Raw genomic sequence first — 24,649 nt, forward strand, 5'->3', positions numbered from 1 at the left:
CGATTGTGACCATGAGGGGATGAAGATGAACAAGACGTGCAAGGGGCTGACACTGCTGTGCGCGGCGGCATTGCTGGGCGGGTGCGCCACCATGGATGACCAGCAGCGTACCCGGGGAGAGGGGGCCGCCGCCGGTGCCCTGATCGGCGGCCTGCTGGGCTATGCCATCGACCGCGAACGTGGTGCCGCGGTGGGTGCCCTGCTGGGCGGCGGGGTCGGCCTGGCCGTCGGCAACGAGATAGCCAAGCGCAAGCAGGCCTACGCCAGCACCGAGGATTTCCTGGACGGCGAGATCGCCCGGGTGGCGGAATTCAACACCACCACGGTGGCCTACAACCAGCGTCTGAGCGGCGAAATTGCCCAGCTGGAAACCGAGTCCAGCAACCTGCGGGCCCGTTTTGACGCCGGCAACGCGGACCGCCGTACCCTGCAGGCCCGTCGGGATGACCTCAGGGGACGTATCGAGACGGCACAGAAGCTGGAAAAGACCCTGGAGGACGAACTCAAGGTTCAGAACGCCATCCTCGCCCAGGAGAGCAAGGGGCGTCCCAAGGATGACCCCTACATCGCCCGCCTGGAGCAGGAGGTTGCGGCCTTGCAGGCCAATCTGGAGCAGCTCCGGGAAGGCAGCACCCAGCTGGCCCGCATTGATCAGAGGTTGTCGGTATGAAGGCTTGCAGACGGATGGTGATCACCCTGCCCATGGTGTTGTGGCTGGGTGGGTGCGCCACTTCCACCGACCCCCGGGAAGGCGGGCTTCTGGGCGGCATTCAGGGATTGGGCAGCGGTGCCTATGACGCCCGGGTGCAGGAGCGCGAGGCGCGTCTGGAGGCGTTGCGCAGGACCCAGCAGGAACTGGAAGGCGAGCGGAGTGACCTGGAAACCCGCAGGGCCGAGCAGACCCGACAGGTGGCGGCGGAGCGTGCCCGTTTGCAACGGCTCGACGGGGACGTGGCGTCCCTGGATCGCGAGGTCGCGGCCCTGAGCGCGCAGCATGGACGGGGTGACCAGCGGGTACGGGAACTGCAGAGCCGTCTGGCGGCGCTGAAACAGCAGATGGGACGTCAGCAATCGGCCTTGGATGCCCTGGAAGGCGACGGGCTTGGCGACAGCGACGCGGATCTGCGCCGCCGCCAGCTGGAGCAGCAGCGCCAGGCCCTGCAGCAGGAATATGAGCTGTTGATGCAGCTGTCCCTGGAACTTGCCCGTTGAAACGGGGGCTGACGGTTCTGGCCTGCGCCATCGCCATTGCCATCGCAGGCACGGCCTGGGGCCATGAGGACGGTGAGGGCTCGGTTCCCCTGGATGAGATTCGTCAGGTCATGCGGGAACACGCATTGCATCCACCTGCCGAGTCGGTACTGGAGGGGCTGTCCGCCGCGAATTTCGAGCGGGAGTTACGGGCGCTGGATCCCCATGCCCGTTACTTTCCCGCGGGCACCTGGCGTTCCCCCATGCTCAGTCGGGATGCCTGGGTCGGCATCGGTGCCGGTCTGGTATTCCAGCAGGACGGGGTCATGCTGTTGCCTTACCAGGGCGGCGGTGCCGCCCTGGCCGGTGTCGTGGAAGGCATGTGGTTGCTGGAGGTCGATGGGCTGTCCGTGACGGGCGTGGCTCCCGCTGAATTGCTGCGCCTGTTGCGGGGCACGGAAGGCAGCACGGTCACCCTGACCCTGTTGCCCCCGGGGTTGAATGCGGCGCCGGTGAGGCTGACGATGGTCCGAGAGCGATTCCGGCCCCTGGATGTGGAACTGGTGGATGCCTCCGGTCAGCGGATCGTCAGGGTGCGGGATTTCGTCGGCGGCCTGACCCGTCCGGCACTGCTGGCAACGCTGGATTTCGTGCTGGCGGCATCGCCTCCCTCCGCCGAGGGGGCCGCACCCCTGATCCTGGATCTGCGGGACTCCGGCGGCGGAGATCTGTACGAGGCGCTGGACATGGCGGCCCTGTTCCTGCCCGCGGGTGCGGTGCTGGGCAGCATGCAGGGGCCCGACGGCAGGTCCACGGTGTTTCATGCCCCGCCGGGCGGGAAGGTGGATTTTCCCATGGTGCTCTGGGTGGGACCGGAGACCGCCAGTGCGGCGGAGGTGTTTGCCGGTGCCCTGCAGTATCACGGACGGGCGAAGATCGTGGGTCGCCCGACCTTCGGCAAGTGCAGCAGCCAGAGGGATGTCGGCCTGTCGGACGGTTCCGTGCTGCGCTTGACCAACCGGATGGTATGGCTCCCCGGGGGCGAGAGCTGCGCGGACGTGGGCATCCAGCCTGACCGGGTGGTGGGCACGGCCATGCTCCGTGATCCCTCCCGCCTGCTGGCCGTCTCGATGGCGTTGCGGCATGGTCGCGGCGCCAAGGTGCCGCCGCCGCGGGCAGAACCCGATGCACCGGCGGCATTACACCAGGAAATGTTTTGACGGGATGTCAATCACCCTTGCCGCCCGGAGACGGGCGGCCTTTTCTTCATGATGAGAATCCATGCCATGAGTGCAATACGCGGGTTGATGTTGTTGTTGCTTTGGCTGCCGGTCATGTCCGTCGCGTCCGGAGCGGCATCGGTGTCCTGGCCGGATGAGCTGCTGTCACTGGAGCAGCAGGATCGTCTCACCGTGCGTGCGCTGGCCGCCTACGGGCTGTTGCCGGATCGCCACCGTAGTCTGGCGATGGAACTGCGAGGGCAGGGTCTGGATCTGCTGGCCGCGGACAGGCGTCGTATCCAGGGTTGGATTGATGAAGCCGCGCTGTCTTCGGCACAGCTTGACGGGCTGAAGACGCTGCTGGTGCTCATGAGCCCGCCGGCGGAGGACACCCGTGCCGCCAATACGGTGGCGGCCAAGGCCGATCCCGCGGTCGTCACGGGGGCGGGACCCTGGTATGAGGTCATCCGCACGGTTGACCTCAAGCTGCCGGATCAGGAGACGAGGATGGAGGCATCCCGGTTACTGCGGGATCCGCAGGGCCGCTGGCATGTGCTGTTCAAGTCGGACCGCCATTCGGAGGCTGCGATCGCAAGGCTGGACGCCGAGACCCTGCAGCCGGAGGGGTCTCCCTGGCCGCTGACCCATGAGGGGCGGCCGCTGGGCTACGTCCACAACGGCATCTTCGACGAGGAGGGGGCGTTGATCGTCTCGCGGATGGCCATGGGGGATGCCTCGCCCCTCGTGAAGGTCTTTCCGGGAACGGAGCGTCCTTCCGAGGTGATTGCCTTCAGCGGCGAGATCACTCAGGTGGGCGGCGCCTTTGATCTGGACTTGGACCATGAAGGCAATATCTACGTAGTGGAGGCCGCTTCGGACTTTTCCGGGGTCAAGGGCGTGAAGAAATTTGCGCCGGATGGCCGGTTCCTGGCCTTTTTCAGTGGTCCCAACGGCCGGGAAGCACATCAGTACGGCCGTATCCGCGACATGCGCATTGCCGCCGACGGCATCATTCATGTGGGGGATACCCATCGCGTGAAGCGCCTGTCCGCCGAGGGCGAACTGCTGAATATCCTGGCCTCCCCGGCTGATGAGATGGCCTGGCGGGGTGGCTCCATGGCCGTGGATGGCCGGGGGCATGTGTTTCTTGCCGATACCGCCCATGGGCGGATACTGCAGTTTTCCCCCGAGGGACAGTTGCTCAATGTCATCGGTCGGCAGGGAACCGACACCGGCGAGTTCATGTTCCTGCGGGACCTGCAGGTCGATGATGCCGGTCGGTTGCATGTCCTGGACGAGATGATCGACGCTGATCGCAAGCACCGGATTCGTCTGCAGATCCTGGCTTCTTCCGACAGGGCGCCCAAGCCCATGCTGTCGGAACAGTTGCACCTGGCCACCTGGGAGCTGCGCGGGGCCAGGGATATCGCGGTGGGTCCCGACGGGACCCTGTGGGCGCTGGCGCGTTGGGAGGAGAAGACGGACGACGGCGCCGTCGGCGTGGTCAGGATCCTGCGTCTGAACCGGGATGGCGAGTGGGTGCCGCACTTCGGGCAGTGGGGCACGACACCGGAAGCCCTGAGCGCGCCCGAGTCGCTGGCTGTTGGGCCGGGAGGCGAGTTTTATGTGCTGGATGCCGGTGAATCCGGTCCGCCGGTGAAGGTTTTTGATGCCGAAGGCAGGTTCCTGCGCGGCTGGGGGACCATCGGCACCTATGAGCAGCGTGCAGAGCCGGGAGTGTTGCGCAGTCCGCGCAAGATCCGCGTGGCGCCGGATGGTACCTTGCTGATCACCGACCCCATGAAATTCGGTGTCCTGCGCTTTGATACTCAGGGAAACTTTCTGCATCAGGCGGGTCGAGAGCGGGAAAGGTACTCCAATGAGATGGAGGGGTTCCCCCAGTATCCCGAGGACGCCTTTGCCGTGGCCGATGGGCGCATCTTCATGCCGGACAAGAACAATGGTCTGATCCAGGTGTTTGATGCCGATGGCGATTTTCTGAGGCTCATCCGGCGAGAGGGGGGGTATCTGGGCGGACTGTCGATTCCCAAGGCGCTGGTGGTGGATTCAAGGGGGTACATCCTCGTCACCGAGGGCCATCATGTTCAGGCCTTCCACGGGGATGGTTCACTGCATGTGAGGCTGGGTGCGCCGGGGGGGCGGGACGGCCATTTCGACGATCCGGTACGGATTGAAATGGCGCCGGACGACAGCTTTTATGTCCTCGACACCTTCCTGATCGGGGATCGCGCCCCTCGCATCCAGCATTTCCGGGCCTTGCCGTAGGGGAGGGACAGGCAGCCGGATGGCCGGGTCAACGGATCATGCCGTCATGCGTGCATGATAAAAAGGCGTATTGAATCTTATCAAGGACAACACCCATGACCCCAGGCCTAAAACGGACACTGAGCTGGCTGCACCGCTGGCTCAGCCTGCTTCTGCTGCCTCTGTTCGCCCTCATCATCGTGACCGGGGCGATCCTCTCCTTTGATCCCATCCTGGATGACCTGCGTTCCGGGCCCGCGGCCGAGACGCCGGCGGATGCCGCCGCGCTGGTGCGGTTGCTCAACCAGGTCGATCCCGGGCAGCGGGCGCGGTCCGTGGCGGTGGAGGCGGGCGATGTGGTGCTGCTGGAGTTCCGCCAGCAGAGCCGCTCCCAATTCATGAGCTTTGACCTGAGCACCGGTGAAGCGCTGGAGCCTCGCGGCGAGCAGGGTGATTTCTTCAATACCATCAAACATCTGCACAAGGACCTGTTGCTGAATGCCGCCATCGTGGTGGAGATCGCCACCTACCTGATGGTGCTGGTGATCATTGTCGGCCCCTTCCTGGCCTGGCCCCGGTTGCGCCGGACCCTCATGGGTTGGCATGTGGTGGGCGGCTGGGTGGCCCTGCCGCTGGTACTGATGGTCTCGGTGACCGGGATCCTCATGTCCTTGCACGTCGGCACGCCCCAGCTGCCGCCGCTGTATCCCGAGGACCCGCGCATGGGCATGGCGCCCGCCATTGAGACGGCCATGGCCACCGGTGATCTGTCCGGTGTGAGGGAAGTGACTCGGGTGAAGAACTCGGCCGCGGCGGTGCGGGGGGTGGACCCTGCCGGCGAGGCGGTGTACGTGGTGAGCCGTCATGGAGTGATCCGGCAGGACAGCTTCCCGGGCCTGGTGAAGTCCCTGCATGAAGGCACCTGGGCCGGTGCCTGGTCCGGCCTGCTCAATCTGCTGGCGTCCGTGCTCCTGATGGGATTGATGGGGACAGGGCTTTGGTCTTGGGCCCGTCGTATCCGCCAGGGTCGCCGGCGCAGCGGTGACGCGGATGCGGATATCCTGGTGGCCCACGCCAGTCAGACCGGGACGGCAGCCAGGCTCGCCGATCTGACCCGTCAGGCCCTGCAGGCCGGGGGTGCCCGGGTGATGCATGCCTCGCTGGCGGGGCTGACCCCGGTGGAACTCAAGGGGTTTCGTCAGGTGTTCCTGATCGCGTCCACGGCGGGGGAAGGGCAAGTACCGGAACAGGCGCGTTCGTTTCTCAAGACCCTGGAGGGGGCGGATCTGGCCGGTTGCCGGTTTTCCGTCCTGGCCCTGGGGGATCGCGGTTATACCCACTTCTGTCGGGGTGGCGAGCAGTTGCGCGCGGCCCTGCTGGCCGCCGGAGGCCAGGAAACCCTGCCCATGGTGAAAGTGGACGGGGATCCGGCGGCGGACTGGCGCCGATGGCTGGACCGGGTGGCCGCCCTGCTGGGTATCGGTCTTGGGGACGTGGCCGTGCCCCGGGGGGACCTGCCGGTCCGGCTGACCCTGCGGGAGCGTCGCCAACTCAATGACCCAACCGACCCGGATACCCATGAGGTCTGGAGCCTGCGGTTTGAAAGCGCCGCGCCGCTGGCGTTCCGGCCGGGGGATCTGCTGCTGGTGCGGCCTGGTGCCGGTGAGCCGGCGCGACCCTATTCCATCGGCAGCACGCCGGAGGATGATCCACGTTCGATCCTGCTGACCGTGGCCCTGGTGACCCATCGGGAGGCGGATGGGTCGCAGCGGCTGGGCAAGGCTTCGGGTCTGCTGTGCCGGCAACTCAAGGAGGGCGACGTGCTGGAGGGGCAATGGCGTGCCCATCCGGATTTCAATCCTCCCGAGGACCCGGAACGGCCGATGATCATGCTGGCCGCTGGTTGCGGGATTGCCCCGTTCATCGGCTTCATCGCCGAGCAGGCCTGCCGGAAATCCCGCCGTCCGGCCTGGCTGATTTTCGGCAATCGCAAGCGTGCCGGGGATTTCTTCCATGGCGAGCAGCTGGAAGCCTGGCATCGGGACGGGTATCTGCACCGGCTGGATGCGGTGTTTTCCCGGGATCCGGATGGGGGCGGCTATGTGCAGGACCGGTTGCATGGCACCGCCGACACGCTGATGGACTGGGTGCTGGACCGTGACGCGGTGATCTATGTCTGCGGCAATGCCCGGACCCTGGGAGAGGGGGTGCGCACGGCCCTGGCGCAGATCCTGGCGGCGCGTGAGGGGCTGACGTTGGATCAGGCGGCCCGGCGCCTCGGGGAATGGGAGGCCGCCGGCAAGCTGCGGATGGATCTGATCGACTGAGTGGTGCTTTCTCGGCCCAATGCTATCCTGTGCCTTTCTGCCGACCGCGGGGGCGGGCCGGTAGTGTCGTCTCAACCTCATGGGAGAACCGGACATGTCGGAGATTTCTGGAAACACGGCGGCTGGACAGCCGGGCAAGGATCAGACCCTGATGCCGAAGATCATCTATGTGCTGTATCTGATCTCGCCCATCGTCGGTCTGACGGGGCTGATCGGTGTGATCGTGGCCTATGTCTATCGGGGGGACAGCAGTGGCTGGTTGAGAAGCCATTATGATTTCCAGATCCGCACTTTCTGGATGGGGCTGGTGTACATGGTCGTGGGCGTGTTGCTGGCGTTTGTCCTGATCGGGTATCTGGTGCTGTTGTTCTGGTTTGTCTGGCTGATCATTCGGTGCGTGAAGGGATTGAAGGCCCTGGGCGAGGGTCAGGCGGTGACTCATCCCGAACGCTGGTCCTGGTGATGGACGCGTTCCGGGAACGGCTTGGGTAGCAGCCCCCGTGGGAGAGGCCCTTGGCCGCGACTGACGCCCGGTTCTCGCGGATGACTTGTGATTTTTCATCAATTTCGCTAGCCTGAGTGCCGTTGTCGGGTTCAGACGCCGACAACGGCCGGGCCGCCGGTCATCCTTACCCCGGGATGAGCAGGCCGACGCCCATTCCCACGGGGTTTTCCCTTCATCACGAACAGCGCACGACCCCTCGTACAGGCCGGCGCAGGAGATATTCCGCATGCCCGTCATCACCCTCCCCGACAACAGCCGGCGCAGCTTTGATGCGCCCGTCACCGTGGCCCAGGTGGCCGCCGACATCGGTCCCGGTCTGGCCAAGGCCACCCTGGCCGGCAGGATCGACGATCGCCTGGTGGATGCGTCCCATCTGATCGAGGACGATGTCCGTCTGGCCATCATCACCGACCGGGATCCGGAAGGGCTGGACATGATCCGCCATTCCACCGCCCATCTCATGGCCCAGGCGGTGAAGACCCTCTATCCCGGCGCCCAGGTGACCATCGGTCCCGTGATCGAGGACGGGTTCTACTATGATTTCGCCTACGAGCGCCCCTTCCATCCGGAAGATCTGGAAAAGATCGAGGCGAAGATGAAGGAACTGGCCAAGGCCGACCTGAAGGTGGAGCGTCGGGTCATGCCCCGTGACGAGGCGGTGGCATTCTTCCGCGAACAGGGGGAGGAATACAAGGCCCGGATCATCGCCGACATCCCCACCAATGAGGACATCTCCCTGTACAGCCAGGGCGATTTCACCGACCTGTGCCGAGGGCCGCACGTGCCCAGCACCGGCAAGCTCAAGGCCTTCAAGCTCACCAAGGTGGCCGGCGCCTACTGGCGCGGGGACTCCAGAAACGAGATGCTCCAGCGCATCTACGGCACCGCCTGGCCCAACAAGCAGCAGTTGGAGGATTATCTCCACCGCCTGGCGGAAGCGGAGCGCCGCGATCATCGTCGCATCGGTCAGGAGCTGAACCTGTTTTCCATCCAGGAGGATGCCGGCGGCGGTCTGGTGTTCTGGCACCCCAACGGCGCCCGCATTCGTCGCGCCATCGAGCAGTTCTGGTTCGAGATGCACGAGCGGGCAGGGTACGAGTTCCTCTACACTCCCCACATCGCCAATCTGGAACTGTGGAAGACCTCCGGGCACGCGGACTTCTATGCCGAGTCCATGTACGAGCCCATGGAGGATGAGCATCAGGCCTTCCAGCTCAAGCCCATGAACTGTCCCTTCCATGTGTTGGTGTACAAGGACCGGCTGCGTTCCTACCGGGACCTGCCCCTGCGCTGGGCGGAGATGGGTACCGTGTATCGCCGCGAGATGTCCGGTGCCCTGCACGGCCTGATGCGGGTGCGTGGCTTTACCCAGGACGATGCCCACATCTTCTGTCGAGAGGACCAGATTGAGGCGGAGATCCTGCGCATTCTGGACCTCACCCTGGCGGTGCTGCAGGCCTTCGGGTTCGAGGACTTTGACATCAACCTGTCCACCCGCCCGGACAAGGCCGTGGGTTCCGATCACATCTGGGCGCACGCCACCGCCGCACTGCGGGCGGCCCTGGAGAAGAAGGGGCTGGCCTATGACGTGGACGAGGGGGGCGGCGCCTTCTACGGCCCCAAGATCGACATCAAGATCCGCGATGCCATCGGCCGTCAATGGCAGTGCTCCACCGTGCAGTTGGACTTCAACCTGCCGGAGCGCTTCGACATGGAATACGTGGCGGACGACAACACCCGCAAACGGCCCATCATGATCCATCGCGCCTTGCTGGGGTCCGTGGAACGCTTCTTCGGCGTGCTCATCGAACACTATGCCGGTCACTTCCCCCTGTGGCTGGCGCCGGTGCAGGTGCAGGTGCTCACCATCACCGATCGACAGGGCGATTATGCCCGTCAGGTGGCCGATCTGCTGCGCGAGCAGGGGTTCCGCGCCGAGGCGGACTTGAGAAACGAGAAGATCGGCTTTAAAATCCGCGAGCATACGCTTCAACGAGTGCCGTATCTGCTGGTCCTGGGGGACCGGGAAAAGGATACGGGTACAGTCGCCGTGCGCACGCGCGATGGGCGAGACCTGGGGTCGATGGAGATCGATTCCCTGATTCAGCGTCTCTCCCTCGAAACCGCGAGCCGCGGCCATTCCATTTTGGAGGATTGACATATCAGCGCTGGTAAAGAGAACCGATTAAACGAGCAGATCAATGTTCCCCAGGTGCGCCTGATTGGTGAAGACGGCGAGAACATGGGGGTCATGCCGACTCGCGAAGCTCTGAGAATTGCCGAAGAGGCGGATCTGGATCTGGTGGAAATCGTGCCGACGGCCGAACCACCGGTCTGCCGGGTCATGGACTACGGTAAATTCAAGTTCGAGCACAGCAAGAAGGCGCAGGCTGCCAAGAAAAATCAGAAACAGGTTCAGATCAAGGAAGTCAAGTTCCGTCCGGGAACGGACGAAGGCGACTACCAGGTCAAGCTTCGCAATCTCAACCGCTTTCTGGAGCATGGTGACAAATGCAAGGTCACCATCCGGTTCCGCGGTCGCGAGATGGCGCACCAGGAGCTGGGTGCAAGGTTGCTCGACCGGATCGAAGCCGATCTGGGCGAACTGGCCACGGTGGAGCAGCGCCCCAAGATGGAAGGTCGCCAGATGATCATGGTGATCAGTCCCAAGAAGAAGTGAGCAGTCGGCAGTAGCCGGTAGCCACAATAAAACGGATGCACGGGTCACGGTACACCTGTGCGTCTCGACCAACATGTCGTCAACCAGGCGACATCATCCGGAGTTCAAAGATGCCGAAGATGAAGACCAATCGGGGCGCCGCCAAGCGCTTCACCAAGACCGGCTCGGGCGCCTTCAAGCGTGCCCAGTCCCATCGTCGTCACATCCTGACGAAGAAGAGCACCAAGCGTAAGCGCCACCTGCGTTCCGCCGCCCACATCCATGCTTCGGATGTGGCCGCCGTGCGTCAGATGCTGCCCAACGGCTGAGCCGAGTCACCCAGGAGTTTAGAGCATGGCCCGAGTCAAAAGAGGTGTAACCGCCCACGCCAAGCACAAAAAGGTGCTGAACAAGGCGAAAGGTTACTATGGTGCCCGCAAGAACGTCTATCGCGTTGCCGTGCAGGCCGTCACCAAGGCCGGTCAGTACGCCTATCGTGACCGCCGTCAGCGCAAGCGTCAGTTCCGCGCCCTGTGGATCGTGCGCATCAATGCCGCGGCCCGTGAGTTCGACCTGTCCTACAGCCGTCTGATCGACGGTCTGAACAAGGCCGGCGTCGAGATTGATCGCAAGGTGCTGGCTGATCTGGCAGTGCATGACCTGCCCGCCTTTGGCCGTATCGCCGAGAAGGCCAAGGCTGCCCTGGCGTAAGCACTGCGGACGCAGGCCTGCCCCGCACGGCGGGGCGGGAACGTCAAAAGGGGAAAGGCCTGGCCTTTCCCCTTTTTGTTTTCAACGCAACGACGGAAGCTCCACGTGGAATCCCTTTCCAATCTCACCGACGCGGCGCTCACAGCGATCCGGGCGTCTGCCGATCTGCGCCATCTGGATGAGCTGCGGGTGCACTACCTGGGCAAGAAGGGCGTCATCACCGAACAGTTGAAGTCTCTGGGGGCATTGCCACCGGAGCAGCGCCGGGAGGCCGGGCAGGCCATCAATCAGGCCAAGCAGGTGGTGGCCGAAGCCCTGGAGGCGCGCCGCGAGGCCCTGGAACTGGCGGCTCGGGAGGCCCGTCTGGCGGCGGAGACCCTGGATGTCACCCTGCCGGGGCGGCGTCAGGAGCCCGGCGGCCTGCATCCCGTCACCCTGACCATCGAGCGCATCCAGGCCCTGCTGGAGCAGCTGGGCTTTGCGGTGGCGGAAGGTCCCGAGGTGGAGGATGATTACCACAATTTCGAGGCCCTCAACATCCCGTCCCATCACCCGGCCCGGGCGATGCACGACACCTTCTATTTCGATGCCACCACGCTGTTGCGCACCCATACCTCGCCGGTGCAGGTGCGGGTGATGGAAAACCAGGCGCCGCCGTTGCGCATCATCGCCCCCGGTCGCGTCTATCGCTGCGACTCGGATCTCACCCATAGCCCCATGTTCCATCAGGTGGAAGGGCTGGTGGTGGATGAGCAGGTGACCTTTGCCCATCTGCGCGGCGTGCTGGACGCCTTTCTGCGGGCCTTCTTCGAGCAGAACGATCTGAAGACCCGGTTTCGGCCGTCCTATTTCCCCTTCACCGAACCCTCTGCCGAGGTGGACATCCAGTGTGTGCAGTGCGGCGGCCACGGCTGCCGGGTCTGCAAGCAGACCGGCTGGTTGGAGGTGATGGGTTGCGGCATGGTGCATCCCAATGTGCTGGGGCATGTGGGCATCGACAGCGAACGTTATTCCGGCTTTGCCTTCGGGCTGGGAGTGGAGCGCATGGCCATGCTGCGCTACGGGGTCAACGACCTGCGGCTGTTCTTCGACAACGACATCCGTTTCCTGCGTCAGTTCGTCTAACCCATTCCGAATCCAAGGTTGAGTATCTATGAAAATCAGTAATCAGTGGCTGGGTCAGTGGGTGGATCACGGCCTGGCGGTGGACGCCCTGGGCCATCGCCTGACCATGGCGGGCTTGGAGCTGGACGCCGTCACGGCGGTGGCGCAGGACTTTACCGGCGTGGTGGTGGCCCATGTGATTGCCGTGGACCCTCATCCGGACGCAGACAAGCTGCGGGTCTGTCAGGTGGATGACGGCAGCGGCGAGCCGGTGCAGGTGGTCTGCGGCGCCCCCAACGTGCACGTGGGCATGCGCGCTCCCTTTGCCCGGGTCGGCGCGGTCCTGCCCGGTGATTTCAAGATCAAGAAGGCCAAGTTACGGGGGGTGCCGTCCTTCGGCATGCTCTGTTCCGCTCGCGAGCTGGGTCTGTCCGAGGCCCATGAAGGTCTCATGTCCCTGCCGGACGAACCGGCGGCGGGCACGGACATTCGTGTGCTGCTGGGGCTGGATGATCAGGTTCTTGAAGTGGACCTGACACCGAACCGGGCCGATTGCCTGAGCATGGCCGGGGTGGCTCGGGAAGTGGCGACCCTGACCGGTCGGCCCCTGAAGGTGCTTGAGGTGCCGGCGGTGCCGGCGGCCTGCGAGGACGTCTTTCCGGTGCGCCTGGAGGCGGCCGCGGACTGTCCGCGCTATGCCGGCCGGGTGATCCGGGGCGTGAATCCCGCCGCGCCCACGCCGCTGTGGATGCAGGAACGTCTGCGCCGGGCCGGGGTCCGCAGCCTGGGTCCCTTGGTGGATGTGACCAACTACGTCATGCTGGAACTGGGTCAGCCCATGCATGCCTTCGATCTGGCCGTGCTCGATGGTGCCATCGTGGTGCGTCGGGCCAGGGCCGGGGAAAGCCTGGTACTGCTGGATGGCCAGCCGCTCACCCTCGGCGGCGATGATCTGGTGATCGCCGACGAAGGCAAGCTGCTGGCCCTGGCGGGCATCATGGGCGGCGAGGCCAGCGGCGTGACCGATGACACTCGGGATGTGTTCCTGGAGTCGGCCCACTTCGTGCCCACGGCCGTGGCGGGGCGTGCCCGTCATCACGGGCTGCATACCGAATCCTCCCATCGTTTCGAGCGGGGCGTGGACCCGGCGCTGCCCCTGCGTGCCCTGGAGCGGGCCACGCAGTTGCTATGCGAGATCGCCGGCGGTACCCCGGGACCGGCCACTGTCGCCGAGGAGGCATCCCAGGTGCCGGTGCGCGCGCCCATTACCCTGCGGCCTGCCCGGGTGAGTCGTCTGCTGGGCCTGGCGCTGCCGCCCGAGCGGATGCGGGAGATCCTCGTGGCCCTGGGCTGCGAGGTGAGCGGGGCAGGGGAGGCCTGGCAGGTGACGGTGCCCTCGTTCCGCTTCGATCTGGCCATCGAGGAAGACCTGGTGGAGGAGATCGCCCGGGTTCATGGCTATGACGATCTGCCTTCCGAGCTGCCCCTGGTCCGCCCCGGCATCACCTGGCTGGACGAGGCGCGGGTGGATCCTCGGCGCCTGCGGTCCCGTCTGTGCGACCTGGGATATCTGGAGGCCATCACCTTCAGTTTCGTGGACGAGGCCCTGGAAGCCCGGTTCTCCCCGGATACCCGACCGCTCAAGCTGGCCAATCCCCTCTCTTCGGAGTTGGCGGTGATGCGCACCACCCTCTGGCCGGGGCTGGTGAAGGTGGCCCGGCACAACCTCAATCGTCAGCAGACTCGGGTGCGACTGTTCGAGACGGGATTGAGGTTCGTGCCCGAAGGCGATGCATTGAAACAGGAAAAGGTCGTCTCCGGCCTGATCTGTGGTGCCCTGCTGCCGGCCCAGTGGGGTCAGGCCGAGCGCCCGGTGGACTTCTTCGATCTCAAGGGGGATGTGGAATCCCTGCTGGCCCTGGCAGGGCTGGACCGGCGGGTGAGCTGGCGGGCCGCCCGCCATCCTGCACTGCATCCGGGCCAGAGCGCGGAACTGGTGCTGGACGGAGAGTCCCTGGGCTGGGTGGGCGCCCTGAACCCGGCGCTGGAAGCCGAGCTGGACCTGGAAATGCCGGTGTTCCTGTTCGAGCTGTCCCTGGACAAGGTCTGCCGGGGCCGTCTGCCCCGATTCCGGGAGCAGAGCCGGTTCCCGGCCATCCGTCGTGACCTGGCCTTGTTGGTGGATGCCGCCCTGCCGGCCGCCCGGGTGGTGGAAATCATCGAGGGCGCCGGTCACGAGGCCCTCAAGGGTGTGAACCTGTTTGACGTGTATACTGGGCAGGGTGTGCCGGAAGGTAGAAAAAGTCTCGCTTTAGGCTTGATTTTACAGGATTTATCCAGCACTCTTACCGACGAAAAAGTGGACGAGATGATCCACGGCATCGTGACCAAATTACAAGAAGAGGTTGGGGCGACCCTCAGAGCTTGATCGATGGCATTGACAAAGGCGGAGATGGCGGAGCGGCTGCATGAAGAACTCGGGCTCAACAAGCGTGAGGCCAAGGAGCTCGTGGAGCTCTTCTTCGAGGAAGTCCGTAGCGCCCTGGAATCGGGGGAGCAGGTGAAGTTGTCCGGATTCGGCAACTTCACCCTCAGGGACAAAAACCAGCGACCCGGTCGCAATCCCAAGACCGGTGAGGAAATCCCCATTTCCGCCCGTCGCGTGGTGACGTTTCGTCCCGGTCAGAAACTGAAGGCGAGGGTCGAGTCCTATGCTGGAAGCGGGCAACAATAGCGAACTCCCGGCCATTCCGGGGAAGCGTTATTTCACCATCGGGGAGGTCAGCGAGCTGTGCGGGGTCAAACCCCATGTGCTGCGCTATTGGGAACAGGAATTCCCCTCCCTTAAGCCCGTCAAGCGGCGAGGCAACCGCCGCTATTACCAGCGACAGGATGTCATCCTGATCCGGCAGATCCGCAGCCTGCTCTATGAGCAGGGCTATACCATCGGCGGCGCAAGACAGAAACTGTCGGGGCAGGAGGCCCGTGAGGATACCTCCCAGAGCCAGCAGATCATCCGACAGATGCGGTTGGAATTGGAGGAGATCCTGCATATCCTGCGGCAGAAGTCCTCGTGAAAAAATATTCGGAATTTTGACTGAAAAAACCTTCACAAATGAAAATATACCCCCTATAATGCTGCACTTTCTCGGGGCGTAGCGCAGCCTGGTAGCGCACCTGCATGGGGTGCAGGTGGTCGGAGGTTCAAATCCTCTCGCCCCGACCAAATCCCGAAAAACCCGGCCTAGGGCCGGGTTTTTTGTGCCCGTCATTCGTCCTGTTCCCGCGAACCTTGCCGGGGGTGCCGCGCATCATGAGTACCGAGGTCGTTCCAGAACACCGCCGGGACTGGCGCGGCGCCCTGTCCGTCTATCGGCATCCCCGGGTCATCGGCATGCTGTTCCTGGGTTTTGCCGCCGGCTTGCCGCTGCTGCTGGTGGGAGGCACGTTCACCGCCTGGTTGCGGGATCTGGGGGTGGAACTGGCCGCCATCGGTTTCCTGAGCTGGGTGGGCATGGCCCACAGCATCAAAATCTTCTGGGCACCGGTGGTGGACCGCATGCCCCTGCCGTTCCTGACCCGTCTGTTGGGCCGGCGGCGGGCCTGGATGATCCTGGCCCAGGGGGTGATCGCCCTGGGGCTTTTGGGCATTGCCCTGACCGATCCCCGCGAGCAGTTGTGGTTGGTGGCCGTCTGGGCGGTGCTCACCGCCTTCGGGTCGGCGACTCAGGATATCGCCATCGACGCCTATCGCATCGAGGCGGTGAGCCGGGACCGGCAGGGGGCCATGGCGGCCTCCTATATCTTTGGTTACCGGGTGGCCCTGCTGGCCGCCGGGGCAGGCGCCCTGCATCTGGCCGCGGTGGGGGACTGGAGCCTCTCCTACGGGGTGATGGCCGCGCTGATGGCCGTGGGCGTGATCACCACCCTGATCATCCGCGAGCCGGAAGTGATCATCGATGGCGGCACCCGGCAACTGGAGCAGCGGGTGGTGGACTATCTGGATCGTACCCCCCATCGCGGTTGGCGCCGCCGCTTCACCGCCTGGTTCATTAGCGCGGTGGTCTGTCCCTTTGCCGATTTCTGGCACCGGTACGGCAGGACGGCCCTGCTGGTGCTGCTGTTCGTGGCCCTGTTTCGCATCAGCGACATCTTCATGGGGGTGATGGCCAATCCCTTCTATCTGGACCTGGGCTTTACCAAGACGGAGATCGCCAACGTGGCCGCGGCCTTCGGCCTGGCCATGACCCTGACCGGGGCCGCCCTGGGAGGGCTTTTGGTGATGCGTTTCGGCATCACCCGGATGCTCATCGCCACCGCTTGTCTGGCTCCCCTGACCAATCTGACCTTTTCCTGGTTGGCCGGATTGGGTCCGGAGTTGTATGGTCTGGTCTTTGCCATCATGGCGGACAATATCAGCGGGGGGTTGGCCATTTCCGTGTTCATTGCCTATCTGTCGAGCCTCACCAATAGCGCCTATACGGCGACCCAGTACGCCCTGTTCAGCTCCATCATGACGCTGCCGGGTCAGTTTCTGGCGGGCTTTACCGGGCTTCTGGCCGAGCAGGTGGGCTGGGTCTGGTTCTTCGTGTCATCGGCCCTCGTCGGCCTGCCGGCCATCGTGCTGGCGGTACTGATTGCCCGCCTGGCCAATCCCGATCGGATGGTCAGACCCGGCCGCCCCGATGACAACAGCAGATGAGGCATCGGCGTGGGTAATGCCGGACAGAGAATAGATCCCAGACTGCTCTACGGACTGATGGTGACCGGCCTGTTCATGGTGGCCATCGTGCTGTCCGGATGGCGTGCCGATGTCACGGCAATGGATCATCGGGAGCGTTTGCTGATTGAAACCCGCCAGATCGCGGCTGCGATTCAATGGCAGGACGTGGCCTCGCTGAGTTTTTCTCCGACCGACGAACAGCATCCCGTGTTTCAGGCCCTGAGCCGACAACTGGCCGATTACGCCGAGGCCGCCGGATATCGCGGTATCTGGACGGTCAGCCGGCGGGATGGCCGCTATCGCTTCGGTCCTGAAAGTTATCGGGTCAATGATGATCTGGCCAGCCCGCCGGGTACTCTCTATCTGCGTCCGCCTCCCGAACTGGACTGGGTGATGGCCAGCGGTCGTGCCACCACCACCGCGGGTTACCAGGATGAGTTCGGTCATTTTGTCAGTGCCCTGGCGCCGATATTGCACCCTCGGACCGGCGAGGTGCTGGTGGTGGTGGGTGTGGATCTGCCGGCGATGGGATGGTGGCGCCTGATCCACCAAGCCCGCATCTGGCCGTTGGCGGCAGGGGGGGTGCTGGTCATGATCCTGCTGCTCGGGGGATGGTATGCGCGACATGTCTCTCCCTCCCTGAGCCCGGGTAGCCGCCGTGCGGTCTATGTGGAGGCCGCGTTCGTGGCCCTGGCCGGCCTGGTGCTGACAACGGTCTATATGGGCATGGCCCGGGATGCGGAGCAGCGCGAGCAACAGCAGATATTCGAGCGTCTGGCTTCTTCCCAGGTGGACAACATCGCGGAGATGTTCCGGCGCACGGCCCATGACCTGAAAAGCCTTGCCCGTTTCACCCAGGGTCATGAGTCACTGGACTGGCGCACGTTTGCCGACTACGTCAGACCCATGGCCGCCGGTTCGGCAGTGAATGTCTATGCCTGGGCGCCCAGGTTGACCGCGGAAGGCTACGAGGCCTTCGAGATCCATCAACATCGGGAGGACTGGGAAGGGTTCGTGATCTGGGAACAGGATCCAGATGGCGAGCCAAGACGGGTTACCGTGACCGAAGACAGACTCTATTACCCAGCCCTGTTCGTTGAGCCGCCTTATGAAACCATGGCCATGATGGGATTTGACCTGGCTTCCAGTCCGCCGCGTCGGCAGGCCCTGCGCGAGGCCCTGGCCACGGGCCGCATGCGCAGTACCGACAATATCTCCCTGATGGTCTGGGACCGGTGCTGCAAGGGGGTGGCGATTTTTCAGCCCGCCCCCTTCAGATCGGTGGGCGGGCTGGCGGCGCTCGGTCCTGCTTCCACACCCGAGATCGAAGGCGTGGTGATTGCCGAGCTGCCGTTGCAGGCAGGTCTGGAAAAGGCGCTGGGAGCTTTTGACCCGGAAACCACCTTGTTGCGCATTACCCTGCTGGAGCTGAAGGAGGGACGGCCACCCGAGGTGCTGGGCAAATATCCCAGGCCACCCGAAGGCCTTGAGGAACTGGATGAGGGGTGGGTGCCTGACCGGCATGCGCCGTTTACCTGGCTGTCGCCGTTGCTGGAATTCGATCGCAGCTACGTGGTGGTAACCCAGGCCACGCCGGCATTTTTCCAGGCTCATCCGGGAGGCATGGTCTGGATGGCCGCGCTCACCGGGTTATTGTTGACGCTGGTGACCACCAGCCTGGTGGTCCTGCTGCGCGCTCGCCAGCTCACCGTGGAGCAACTGGTGGCGGAACGCACCCAGGCGCTGGAAAAGAGCCGCGCACTGATGCGTTCCATCACCGAGTCGGCCCGGGATGCCATCATCCTGATGGCGCCCGGCGGCCGGGTGGCTTTCTGGAATCCGGCGGCGGAAGCCTTGCTTGGATTCTCCCGGGAAGAGGCGATCGGTCGGAACCTGCATGACATGATCGTGCCCGGGGGAATGCCGGGTATCACCCGGCGCAGGCTGGCGAATTTTGAACGCAACGGGTGCGGCAACGCCATCGGCCGCACCCTGGAACTGCAGACCCGCTGCAAGGACGGCCGGGAGATCACGGTTGAGTTGTCCCTGTCCTCACTGCATCTGGATACGGGCTGGCACGCACTGGGCATCCTTCGCGACATCAGCGACCGCAAGCAGGCCGAGCGGCGACTGATGAATCTGACCGAAAGCCTGTCCAGCATGGGACCGAATTTTGACGACAACGTCCAGAAGATCACCCGTCTGTGCGGTGAACTGTTCGGCAGCGATGCGGCCTTGTACAACCGAATGATCGACGGCAGACTCTGCAGCCTGGGCCATTGGAACAGTCCGCCGGATATGCCCCTGGAGGATGACCCCGAAGGCCATGTCTGCTATGGCCTGATCCAGGACGCCGGTCTGGAATGCCTCATCATCGAGGATCTGGAGCGCTCCCCCTATTTTGAGACGGATCCGGCGATACGGCGCTATGGCCTCAAGGCCTATTTCGGCCACAAGGTATATTGCCAGGGTGAGGCGGTGGGTTCCCTGTGTGTCGTATTTGTGCGTCACTGGCGCCCGACCGAGGAGGAACAGCGCCTGCTGACCCTGCTGGCGGCCGCACTCGGTGCCGAGGAGGAACGTCACCTTCGCAGCAGTGGCATGAGGCCAAGGAGCGGGCGGAGCAGGCCAACCGGGCCAAGTCCGAATTCCTGTCCCGCATGAGTCACGAACTCAGAACGCCCATGAACGCGGTACTGGGGTTTTCCCAGTTGCTGGAAGCGGACCCGGCGTTGGGTGAGGAGCAGCAGGACAATGTGCGCGAGATCCTGCGTGGCGGTCGGCACCTGCTGGAACTGATCAACGAGATTCTGGATCTGTCACGGCTGGAGGCCGGCAAGATCGAGCTGTCCCTGGAACCGGTGGCCATGGCCTCGGTGCTGACCGAGTGTGTCATGTTGCTGCGTCCCTTGGCGGAAGAGCGGCGGATACGCCTGCATCCGAGCTGCCCCGAGACGCACGTGGTGCTGGCTGATCGCACCCGGTTCAAGCAGGTGCTGATCAATCTCATGTCCAATGCCATCAAGTACAATCGCCCGGAAGGCGAAGTGTGGCTGGAGACCCGGCTGGACACCGCGGGGGAGACGATCCGGGTGAGCGTGGCCGATACCGGCCCGGGCATCGATCCCTCGCGTCTGGACGAGTTGTTCGAACCCTTTAACCGCCTGGGGCAGGATGATGGGGCGATCACCGAGGGGACGGGCATCGGCCTGAGTATCGCTTTGCGTCTGACGGAACTGATGGGGGGCCGCATTGAAGTGGAACCCCGGCCGGGCGGTGGGAGCCTGTTCTGGTTCGAGTTGCCGGTGGCGGTGGAGGCACCTTCGATGGCGGCACCGACAGGCACCGACGGCGCCCCGCATTCCTCCTGGGACGACGGCTTGCATCACTGTGTCCTGCATGTGGACGACAATCCGGCCAACCTGCGCCTGGTGGCACAGATCCTGGCCAGGTATCCGGGCATTCGTCTGTTGCAGGCGCCCAGCGCCGATCTGGGGCTGGCCCTGGCCCGCAGCCATCGGCCGGATCTGATCATTCTGGACATCAACATGCCGGGCATGGACGGATATCGGGTATTGCAGTGCCTGCGGGAAGATGTGCAGACAGCGGCGACGCCGGTCTTTGCCCTGACCGCCAATGCCACCCAGCGGGATGTGGCCCGCGGGAAAGCCGCTGGTTTTGATGAATATCTGACCAAGCCTCTGGACATTCCGGTCTTCATGGCCCTGCTGGATCGGCAACTGGCGTCGGGGCAGCCGCCGGCGGTGGGCAGGGCTATGCCGACCAGGGAACTCACATGATGCCGCACCCCGTTTCACCGGTGGCGGATCAGGCCCTTTACCTGATCCTGCCGGGCCTGCTGATGCGCGTTGCCCGGTGGCAGGCCGACTATGGCGGCCTGGGACGCTATCCCGCGCTGGAATGGTTGTGGTCGCGGGGCCGGCCGGTCGAGTCCTGCGCGGATGCCCTGGAAACCCTGCTGTGCCGGCATTTCGGCGCCGGTGCCGATGCCCCCATGGGCGCCCTGACCCGGCTGGCCGTCACCGACGGCGTGCCCGAAGGGTACTGGCTCTGTGCCGACCCGGTGCATTTGACGGTGGGCATGGATGATCTGATCCTTTCCCGGGCCGTCGGCCCGTCGCTGACCGACGCGGAGAGCGATTCCCTGGTCGCCCGGATCAATGATCATTTTCAGGCGCGCCCCTGGACGTTGCACGCTACCGCCCCCGGGCAATGGCATCTGTACCTGGAGGCGGACCCAGGGTTGACCACGGTGCCCCTTTCCCGTGCCATGGGACAGCGGGTGGGGGGGCTGTTGCCCCGGGAGGGTGCCGCCGCCCGGGACTGGCAACGGGATCTGACGGAATTGCAGATGCTGCTGTTCGGCGCGCCGGCGAACGAGGCCCGGGAGGCCCGGGGCGAGGCCCCGGTGAACAGCCTGTGGCTCTGGGGCGGCGGCCGCTGGCCCAACCCGCCGCCGCCGGGGAGATGGGTGGCGGCCCACGGACGCGGCCCGCTGCTGGAAGGGCTGTGCCGCTGGACCGGGACGCCCCTGCATCCCCCACCGGACACCGCCGCGGCATGGCGGACCTCCGGGCCGGTGCTGGTGGTGCTGGAAGACCTTTTTGCGGCCGCCGTCGCGGATGACCTGGAGGCCTGGATGCACGCCCTGGCCGCTCTGGAGCAGGCCTGGTTCGAACCCTTGTGTCAGGGCCTGGGGCGGGGCCGGTTCCGGCACCTGGTGATCCAGGGTGAGGATGGCCGGGGAGTATGGCTGGATGGCCGGGCGCGCTGGCGCTGGTGGCGGCGACCCCGTCCGTTCGGCGAATACCATGGGGTCGCCGACTCGGAGCACGCCCCATGAAGGCCGCCCGCAGGCTGGAACGGGCGCGGGCCGCGGTCGACGGCGCCGACCTTCTGACCCGGCTTTATGCCAACCGGGGTGTCATGGACCCGGCGGAGCTGGATCACTCCCTGTCCCGTCTGGCCCCGTTCCGTGCCCTGGGCGGGATCGATCGGGCCACGGCCCTGCTGGCCCAGGCCCTGGCCGAGGGGCAGCGGATCCTGGTGGTGGGGGATTTCGATGCCGACGGCGCCACCAGCACCGCCCTGGCCCTGCGCGCCCTGCGGGCCATGGGGGCGGCGGCAGTGGATTATCTGGTGCCGAACCGGTTCGAGTACGGCTACGGACTGACGCCGGAGATCGTGGCGGTGGCCGCGGGCCGGGGGCCGGACCTGATCATGACCGTGGACAACGGCATCTCCAGTCTGGACGGGGTGATGGCGGCCCGGGACCTGGGCATGCGGGTGCTGGTGACGGATCATCACCTGCCCGGGGCGCGGCTGCCCGAGGCCGAGGCCATCGTCAATCCCAATCTGGCCGATGACCCCTTTCCCAGCAAGGCCCTGGCCGGGGTCGGGGTGATCTTCTACGTGATGGCGGCCCTGCGCGCCCACCTGCGCGAGCAGGGCTGGTTCCAGCACCGGGGCATCCCCGAGCCCAACCTGGGCAATCTGCTGGATCTGGTGGCCCTGGGCACCGTGGCGGACGTGGTGCCCCTGGATCGCAACAATCGCATCCTGGTGGAGCAGGGGTTACGGCGCATGCGGGCCGGGCAGGCGGCGCCGGGGATCCTGGCCTTGCTGCAGGTGGCGGGCCGCAATCCGGCCCGGGCGGTGGCCACGGACCTGGGGTTTGCCGCCGGGCCGCGCCTGAATGCGGCCGGGCGCATGGACGATATGGGTATCGGTATCGAATGTTTGCTCACCGATGATCCGGTGCGCGCCCTGACCCTGGCGCAGGCCCTGGACGACCTGAACCGGGATCGCCGTGAGGTGGAGGCGCAGATGCAGGATCAGGCCCTGGACGGCCTGAGTCGGCTGCTGGAAGGCGGGCTGACGGAGACGGCGGGTCACGGCCTGTGCCTGTATGAACCGACCTGGCATCAGGGGGTGATCGGCATCGTGGCCTCCCGCATCAAGGACCGGGTGCACCGGCCGGTGATTGCCTTCGCCGATGCCGGTGACGGTCTGCTCAAGGGGTCGGCCCGCTCCATCCCCGGGCTGCATGTCCGGGATGCCCTGGATGCCATTGCCACGGCCCATCCGGGCCTGGTGAGCAAGTTCGGCGGCCATGCCATGGCGGCGGGTCTGAGCCTGCCGGTGGCGCATTTCGAGACCTTCCGGCGGGTGTTTGACGAGACCGTGCGCCGGCGCGTCGATCCGGCGGCGCTGGAAGGGGTGGTCCTCAGCGACGGCCCGCTGGCCCCCCATGAGCTGACCCTGGAGGCCGCCGAGGCCCTGCGCGCCGGGGGACCCTGGGGGCAGGGTTTCCCGGAACCCTTGTTCGACGGGGAGTTCCTGGTGCTGGAGCGACGCTGGCTCAAGGGCAGGCATCTGCGCCTGCGCCTGCGCCATCCCGAAGGGAGGGAAGCGATCACCGGCATTGCCTTCAACGCCGATCCGGATGACTGGCCGGAGGACCGGGACCGGATGCACCTGGCCTATCGTCTGGACAGCAACGAGTACCGGGGCCTGTGCTCGGTCCAGATGATGGTGGAGCACGTCTTCTGAGCGCTACATCCCCGCCATCCGCAGCACCAGGGTGGCCACGGCGAAGTACATCACGATGCCGGCCACGTCCACCACCGAGGTCACCAGGGGGGCGCTGGCGGTGGCCGGGTCCAGCCTGAACCGGGCCAGGATGAAGGGCAGTACCATGCCGAACATGCTGCCGGTGATGACCACCAGCACCATGGAGATGGCGATGGCGATGGCCACTTCCGTGCCCCCCAGCCACAGACCGATGAGCCAGACCGCCAGTCCCAGGGTGGTGCCCAGGCCCAGGGCCACCACCAACTCCTTGCCCCAGAGCCGGAACCAGTCCCGGGCCTGGACATCGCCGGTGGCCAGGGCGCGCACCATCAGGGTGGAGGCCTGGGCCCCCGCGTTGCCGCCGGAGGCGATGACCATGGGCAGGAAGAACACCAGGGCCACCACCTTCTCGATGGCCGCCTCGAAGAAGGCGATGGCGGCCCCGCTCATGATGTTCACCACCACCAGGATCACCAGCCAGCCGATGCGCTTACGGTAAAGCATGCCGGCGGTGGCATCCTTCACGCTCAGGTTGAGCACGCCCACCGAGCCCATCTTGTGAAAGTCCTCGGTGTCTTCCTTCTCCACCACGTCCATGACGTCGTCCACGGTGATGATGCCCGCCAGGATGTTGTCCTCGTCGACCACCGGCAAGGCCTGCAGGTCATAGTGGCCGATCAGGCGGGCTGCCTCTTCCCGGTCTTCCTGGGTGTGGATGCGGATCACATCCCGGTGGTAGTGCTGTTCCACTCGGGTCCGGGGACGGGAGAGCAGCAGGTCCTGGAGGCTGATCCAGCCCAGCAGGCGACCCGCGTCATCGGTGATGAACAGGGTGTTGAGGGTCTCCCCCACATGGGCCTGTTCACGCACATGATCCAGGGCCTCGCGCACGGTCCAGGCAGGGGAGAGGGCCACGAACTCCGGGGTCATGAGACGGCCGGCGCTGTGCTCCGGGAAGGCCAGCAGGGCCTTGAGCACCTGCTGGTCCGCCTCCGGCAGCATCTCCATCAGGGAATCGGTGTGTTCATCCGGCAGTTCGTCCAGGATGGCGGCGGCATCGTCGTAGGACAGTTCACCGATGAGGCGCGTCTTTTCCTCGTCGGTGAGATCCTCCAGTAGCTCGGTCTGCAGGCCGGTATCCAGGTAGGCATAGACCGAGGAGGCCCGCTCCGGCGGCAGCAGCTGCATCAGCCGCACCCGTTCGGCCCGCGCCAGTCCGGGCAGGGCGTGGGCGATGTCCGGCTCCGCCAGATCCGCCAGCAGGGCCTGGATGCACTCCCAGTCCTGTTCCACCAGCAGGGCGGGTAGATCGGCCAGGCCGGGGCGTTCCAGGGTGGCAGTCTCGGTCAT

General features: G+C 65.1%; 20 protein-coding genes and 1 tRNA gene. 20 read left to right on the plus strand and 1 reads right to left on the minus strand.

Annotated features, from left to right (window positions below; genetic code table 11):
* Positions 1 to 25: 25 nt before the first annotated feature.
* The 20 genes from LQD11_RS07085 to recJ all read left to right on the plus strand — a co-directional run bounded on the left by LQD11_RS07085 (position 26) and on the right by recJ (position 23,278).
* Positions 26 to 670 (plus strand): glycine zipper domain-containing protein, encoded by a 645-nt coding sequence (locus LQD11_RS07085; protein WP_238616923.1) that lies wholly within the window; start codon positions 26 to 28, stop codon positions 668 to 670.
* Positions 667 to 1,212 carry a hypothetical protein gene (locus tag LQD11_RS07090; RefSeq protein WP_238616924.1) on the plus strand — a complete coding sequence of 182 codons (546 nt, stop codon included), beginning with the start codon at positions 667 to 669 and terminating at the stop codon, positions 1,210 to 1,212. Before LQD11_RS07085 ends, LQD11_RS07090 begins: the two co-directional genes overlap by 4 nt.
* Positions 1,209 to 2,411, plus strand: coding sequence for a S41 family peptidase (locus tag LQD11_RS07095; protein ID WP_238616925.1), 1,203 nt, complete (start codon positions 1,209 to 1,211; stop codon positions 2,409 to 2,411). Before LQD11_RS07090 ends, LQD11_RS07095 begins: the two co-directional genes overlap by 4 nt.
* Positions 2,412 to 2,477: 66 nt before the next feature.
* On the plus strand, positions 2,478 to 4,697 hold the full coding sequence (locus LQD11_RS07100; RefSeq protein ID WP_238616926.1) for an NHL repeat-containing protein: 2,220 nt from the start codon (positions 2,478 to 2,480) through the stop codon (positions 4,695 to 4,697).
* Positions 4,698 to 4,792: 95 nt separating this feature from the next.
* Complete coding sequence (locus LQD11_RS07105) at positions 4,793 to 7,003, plus strand: PepSY domain-containing protein (protein ID WP_238616927.1); 2,211 nt, start codon at positions 4,793 to 4,795, stop codon at positions 7,001 to 7,003.
* A 94-nt stretch (positions 7,004 to 7,097) separates the two neighbouring features.
* Positions 7,098 to 7,466 carry a DUF4870 family protein gene (locus LQD11_RS07110; protein WP_008931338.1) on the plus strand — a complete coding sequence of 123 codons (369 nt, stop codon included), beginning with the start codon at positions 7,098 to 7,100 and terminating at the stop codon, positions 7,464 to 7,466.
* Positions 7,467 to 7,734: 268 nt separating this feature from the next.
* Complete coding sequence (gene thrS / locus LQD11_RS07115) at positions 7,735 to 9,666, plus strand: threonine--tRNA ligase (RefSeq protein ID WP_238616928.1); 1,932 nt, start codon at positions 7,735 to 7,737, stop codon at positions 9,664 to 9,666.
* 3 nt (positions 9,667 to 9,669) lie between these two features.
* Complete coding sequence (infC, locus tag LQD11_RS07120) at positions 9,670 to 10,188, plus strand: translation initiation factor IF-3 (protein WP_238617033.1); 519 nt, start codon at positions 9,670 to 9,672, stop codon at positions 10,186 to 10,188.
* 110 nt (positions 10,189 to 10,298) lie between these two features.
* Positions 10,299 to 10,496 carry a 50S ribosomal protein L35 gene (gene rpmI, locus LQD11_RS07125; protein ID WP_008931335.1) on the plus strand — a complete coding sequence of 66 codons (198 nt, stop codon included), beginning with the start codon at positions 10,299 to 10,301 and terminating at the stop codon, positions 10,494 to 10,496.
* A gap of 25 nt (positions 10,497 to 10,521) precedes the next feature.
* Positions 10,522 to 10,878: a 50S ribosomal protein L20 gene (rplT, locus tag LQD11_RS07130; protein WP_238616929.1), complete on the plus strand. Its 357-nt coding sequence runs from the start codon at positions 10,522 to 10,524 to the stop codon at positions 10,876 to 10,878.
* Positions 10,879 to 10,983: 105 nt separating this feature from the next.
* Positions 10,984 to 12,003, plus strand: coding sequence for a phenylalanine--tRNA ligase subunit alpha (gene pheS, locus LQD11_RS07135; RefSeq protein ID WP_090206202.1), 1,020 nt, complete (start codon positions 10,984 to 10,986; stop codon positions 12,001 to 12,003).
* A gap of 28 nt (positions 12,004 to 12,031) precedes the next feature.
* Positions 12,032 to 14,410: a phenylalanine--tRNA ligase subunit beta gene (gene pheT, locus LQD11_RS07140; protein ID WP_238616930.1), complete on the plus strand. Its 2,379-nt coding sequence runs from the start codon at positions 12,032 to 12,034 to the stop codon at positions 14,408 to 14,410.
* A gap of 3 nt (positions 14,411 to 14,413) precedes the next feature.
* The gene (gene ihfA, locus LQD11_RS07145; RefSeq protein WP_238616931.1) at positions 14,414 to 14,716 is read left to right on the plus strand and encodes an integration host factor subunit alpha; all 303 of its coding nucleotides are present in this window, start codon (positions 14,414 to 14,416) and stop codon (positions 14,714 to 14,716) included.
* Positions 14,694 to 15,059: a MerR family transcriptional regulator gene (locus LQD11_RS07150; RefSeq protein ID WP_238616932.1), complete on the plus strand. Its 366-nt coding sequence runs from the start codon at positions 14,694 to 14,696 to the stop codon at positions 15,057 to 15,059. The genes ihfA and LQD11_RS07150 overlap by 23 nt, the downstream gene beginning before the upstream one ends.
* A gap of 72 nt (positions 15,060 to 15,131) precedes the next feature.
* Positions 15,132 to 15,208, plus strand: a tRNA-Pro gene (locus LQD11_RS07155).
* Between the two features lie 87 nt (positions 15,209 to 15,295).
* A complete protein-coding gene (locus tag LQD11_RS07160; protein ID WP_238616933.1) occupies positions 15,296 to 16,684 on the plus strand; it encodes an AmpG family muropeptide MFS transporter in 1,389 nt (462 codons plus the stop codon).
* 9 nt (positions 16,685 to 16,693) lie between these two features.
* Positions 16,694 to 19,369 carry a PAS domain S-box protein gene (locus LQD11_RS07165; protein ID WP_238616934.1) on the plus strand — a complete coding sequence of 892 codons (2,676 nt, stop codon included), beginning with the start codon at positions 16,694 to 16,696 and terminating at the stop codon, positions 19,367 to 19,369.
* The gene (locus LQD11_RS07170) at positions 19,366 to 20,505 is read left to right on the plus strand and encodes an ATP-binding response regulator (protein WP_238616935.1); all 1,140 of its coding nucleotides are present in this window, start codon (positions 19,366 to 19,368) and stop codon (positions 20,503 to 20,505) included. Before LQD11_RS07165 ends, LQD11_RS07170 begins: the two co-directional genes overlap by 4 nt.
* Entirely contained in the window at positions 20,502 to 21,569 is a 1,068-nt protein-coding gene (locus tag LQD11_RS07175; protein WP_238616936.1) for a hypothetical protein, read from the plus strand. Before LQD11_RS07170 ends, LQD11_RS07175 begins: the two co-directional genes overlap by 4 nt.
* Positions 21,566 to 23,278, plus strand: a complete 1,713-nt coding sequence (gene recJ, locus LQD11_RS07180) for a single-stranded-DNA-specific exonuclease RecJ (protein WP_238616937.1) — start codon at positions 21,566 to 21,568, stop codon at positions 23,276 to 23,278. The genes LQD11_RS07175 and recJ overlap by 4 nt, the downstream gene beginning before the upstream one ends.
* A 3-nt stretch (positions 23,279 to 23,281) precedes the next feature.
* On the opposite strand, the gene mgtE is transcribed toward recJ, so the two are convergent.
* Complete coding sequence (mgtE, locus tag LQD11_RS07185) at positions 23,282 to 24,649, minus strand: magnesium transporter (RefSeq protein ID WP_238616938.1); 1,368 nt, start codon at positions 24,647 to 24,649, stop codon at positions 23,282 to 23,284.

Source organism: Ectothiorhodospira shaposhnikovii, assembly GCF_022227765.1.
Classification (GTDB): Bacteria; Pseudomonadota; Gammaproteobacteria; order Ectothiorhodospirales; family Ectothiorhodospiraceae; genus Ectothiorhodospira.